General features: G+C 65.6%; 4 protein-coding genes. All 4 read right to left on the bottom strand.

Features of this window, described 5'->3' with window-relative positions; all coding sequences use genetic code 11:
* Positions 1–189: hypothetical protein (locus tag CF161_RS33280; protein WP_218187576.1), on the bottom strand; the 189-nt coding region annotated here is incomplete at its 3' end.
* The gene (gspD, locus tag CF161_RS29170) at positions 186–2,552 is read right to left on the bottom strand and encodes a type II secretion system secretin GspD (protein WP_020300229.1); all 2,367 of its coding nucleotides are present in this window, start codon (positions 2,550–2,552) and stop codon (positions 186–188) included. The genes gspD and CF161_RS33280, both read right to left, overlap by 4 nt.
* Positions 2,549–3,115, bottom strand: coding sequence for a type II secretion system protein GspM (gspM, locus tag CF161_RS29175; RefSeq protein ID WP_020300230.1), 567 nt, complete (start codon positions 3,113–3,115; stop codon positions 2,549–2,551). Before gspM ends, gspD begins: the two co-directional genes overlap by 4 nt.
* A partial coding sequence (gene gspL / locus CF161_RS29180) for a type II secretion system protein GspL (protein WP_020300231.1) occupies positions 3,108–3,604 on the bottom strand: 497 nt, incomplete at its 5' end. The genes gspM and gspL, both read right to left, overlap by 8 nt.

The raw sequence follows: 3,604 nt of genomic DNA on the forward strand, positions 1-3,604 counted from the left end.
TCGTGGTTTAACGGGGCGCTGCAGATCAAAATCAAAAGCGCGGCGGCCTTCCGGCCGGCCTGGGTTCTGTAGCCGCTGCCGCAGGCTACGCTGGCCGGCAAGAACGCCTTGTTTTATCGGGTGTACAGGGTTGTCTTCGGCAGCGGCTACAAGGGAGCTGCCGAACTGTTGATGTTGGCGCCGAATCATTGCGGCACCGCCCTGATCACGGCCCTGGGCCCTTGGGCTGCTGGGGTTGCGCCGGGGACGCCCTTCTCTACCGAGGGCAATTGCGGCGCTTGCATATCTGGCATGGCCCAGCTTCTTTCCGGCTGCAGGCCGCCTTGGGCGCGGCGCATAAAGTCGTAGCGGTTCAGGGTGATGCTGCGCCCTGCTCCGCTGTCGCGGATGATGTAGGGCCGTAAAAAAACCATCAGATTGGTTTTGTTGACGCTGCGTTTTTCGTTGCGAAACAGCGCGCCAAGCCCAGGGATATTCGACAGCCAGGGCACGGCGTCGTTGCTCTGGCTGTAGCCGTCTTGCAGCAGGCCGCCGAGGACCATGATCTGTCCGTCATCCAGCAGGATGCTGGTGTCGATTGCGCGTTTGTTGGTGACGGTGCCGGCATCCACTGAGGCGCGCTGATCGACGCTGCTGACTTCCTGGTAGATGTCCAGTTTCACCGTGCCGCCTTCGGAAATCTGTGGGCGCACATTCAGTTTCAACCCCACTTCTTCGCGCTGTACGGTCTGGAATGGGTTATTGCTGGTGCCGCCGCCTCCGGTCACATAGCTGCCGGTGACAAAAGGGATGGTCTGCCCGACAAAAATGCTCGCGGCTTCGTTATCCAGGGTCAGCAGGTTGGGGGTCGACAGCACGTTGGTGCCGCCTTTGCTTTTCAGGGCTCGGGCCAGGACTTTGAGGTCCAGCACCTGGCCGATACCGGGGATGTCTACGGTGCCTTTGACCACACCGATATTCAGCCCCTTGGGCAGCACATCGATGCTGGTTTTACTGGCAGGACTGCCCACCAGGCCACTGCCGCCGAGGTTGACCCCGCCAAAGCCGCCGCTGCCTGCGAGGTTGCCGGCCTGCCATTGCACGCCGAACTCGCTGGCGTCGTCTTCGTTGACTTCGACGATCAGGCTTTCGATCACCACCTGGGCCCGGCGCTGGTCGAGCATGTCGATCACTTCCCGCAGGTTGCGGTACAGCGGGTCCGGCGCGGAAATCAGCAAGGTGTTGGTGGTGGCGTCGGCCTGGATGGTGACGCCGCCTGCTGTGAACGCGGTGTTCTGGTCGCTCTGGGTCGTGCTGCTGCCCTGGGTGCTGGTGGCACTGGTGCCCTGGGCGTAGCCGCTGCCGCCCGCGCTGCCATTGAGGTTGCCGCTGGCGGTGGGTGTGCCGCTGCTGTTTTGGCTGCTGCCCTGGACGCTTTGTCCGGAGCCGCCCATGCCGCTCAGCATCGAACGGGCATTGTCGTTGCCACCGCTGTCGCTTTCACCGGTCAGTAAACCGCGCAGTGCCTGGGCCAATTTGCCGGCCTGGGCGTTGCGCAAATACACCACGTGCAGGTTGCTCGGGTTGCTTTGGGCGTTGTCCAGTTTGTAGATCAGGTTGCGCGCCAGTTCGGTCCGCTCCGGGCTGCCGGCGCGGATGATGATCGAGTTGGAACGCGGGTCGCCGATCACGTTGATTTTTTGCGTCTGGTCCCCGCCCTGGTTTTCCAGGAGTTCGGCCACCATGGCCGCGATGTCGACGGCGATGCCGTTTTGCACCGCCACCACGTCGGTATCGATGGCGCTCGGGGTGTCGATGCCGTCGATGATCTGCGCCACCCGTTGCAGGTTTTCCGCGTAGTCGGTGACGACGATGCTGTTATTGCCGGGGTAGGCGTTGATCGGGTTATTCGGTGAAACGATCGGGCGCAGCACCGGGATCAGGTTCACCGCGTTTTCATATTGCAGGCGAAAAGTGCGCGTGAGCATCCCGTTGCCTGCGGGTTTGTCGGCGCTGTAGATGGGACCACCCAGCAGCTTGGCATCGGCCTCGGGCACCACCTGGGCCACGCCGCCCACATCGACCACGCTGAAGCCCTGCATGCGCAGCGCCGCGAGCAACATGGCATAGGCCTGATGGGCCGGGACCTGGCCTTCGCTGACCAGAGTCAAGGTGCCTTTGACCCGCGGGTCCACCAGGAACTGCTGGCCGGTGGAGCGGGACAAGGCCCGCACCACCGCCTGGATATCGGCCTCGACAAAGTTCAGCTGCACCGGCTGCTCACCCAGGGGATTGCGCGCTGCGCTGCCACGGGTATTGGCGGCGTGGCCACGGGCGCTGTTGGTCACCGGGTGCTGCACCCGTGGCCGTGGCTCCAAGCTGCTGGCTGAGCGCTGGCGGTCGAGCAAGGCGTCGCCGCTGCGCCGGGTATCGGCCAGGGGCTGGCCGAGTTCGCTGTCCACCAGCAAGGGCGGTGGGGTCGGCGACGGGGTGTTGCTGCACGCTCCCAGGGCGAGCACTAGCAGGGGCGCGGCCTTGCGACAGCGCGCGGTGTTGGAGCCTGACCACTTCATGAAGCTTCCTTAGCGCCAAGCGCCTGATCCATGCGAACGGTTCCGGACAATGTGCCGGCCGAATCTTCGGCCTGGGCCGCGCCTGCGCGTTGCAGGCGAGCCTCGGACACCTCCAGGGAAAATTGCCGGGGGTTACCCAGCAGCCAGCCGACCACGGCATCCGCCGGGGCCTCTTGAAAGGTCAGGTGCCAGCTGCCGGGCGCCGCCGCATCGGGGGCCTGCAACTGATAACGGTCCTTGAGCCCGGCACTGTCCAGGGCCTGGCGCAACGCCGGTTCCAGGTCCGCGCCGGGGGTTGGCCGCGCGTCGCTGGCGACCTCTTGCAGCAGCACGTGCAAGGCTTCGGCCTGGGCCCGCAGCTTGGGGGTTTCGGTTTGCCAGTAATCGATCCTGGCCAGCGCCGGCTGGATCAGCAGCATCCACAGCAGCAGGCCGGACAGCCCCAGGCCCATGGCCGCCAGCAGGCGTTTTTCCCGCAGCGCCAGGCCGCTCCACAGCTGTTCGCCCTGGCTTCGCAGGCGCTGCCAGCGCAATCGATACGGGGCCAGCGCGTGCTTACTCATCCTCGGCCTCCTTGACGCCCGTGGCCTCGGCGGACTCGCCCAGGGGGCCCAGGGTCCAGCCGTGTTCATCGCGAACAGCGGCAACACCGGCCTGGGTCAAGGCGGCTTGCCAGTCGCCTGGCGCGCCCTGCTGGCTATCGGTTGCCAGCTCCAGGTGCAGGCGCCCCTGCTCGAACTCCAGTTGCTGCACGCCGCCGACCATAAAGGGCATGGCATTGCCCGCCTGTTGCAACAGGCTGGCAAAGCGTTGCCCGGGGTCAGCCGCCGCACCGCTCTGGCGCGCGGCCAATTGTTGGCGGGCCTGTTGCAGCGGGTTGAGAATCACCGGCAATTCGGGGAACGCCTGTTTCACCCGCTGGCTCATCTGCGCCTTGAGCCGCTGGCCCTCTTCGGCCTGTCGTGCCGCGTACAGGTTCAGGCCCAGGGTCCAGATCGCCACGGCCAGGGCGCCGCACGCCAGCGCCCGGCCCCAGCCGGCCGCGCCGACCC

The organism is Pseudomonas sp. CF161 (genome assembly GCF_000416215.1).
Taxonomy (GTDB): domain Bacteria; phylum Pseudomonadota; class Gammaproteobacteria; order Pseudomonadales; family Pseudomonadaceae; genus Aquipseudomonas.

What these genes read in the sequence shown, in the direction of transcription:
- gspD (WP_020300229.1), bottom strand. Translation starts at nt 2,552, where the DNA reads ATGAAGTGGTCAGGCTCCAACACCGCGCGCTGTCGCAAGGCCGCGCCC.
- gspM (WP_020300230.1), bottom strand. Translation starts at nt 3,115, where the DNA reads ATGAGTAAGCACGCGCTGGCCCCGTATCGATTGCGCTGGCAGCGCCTG.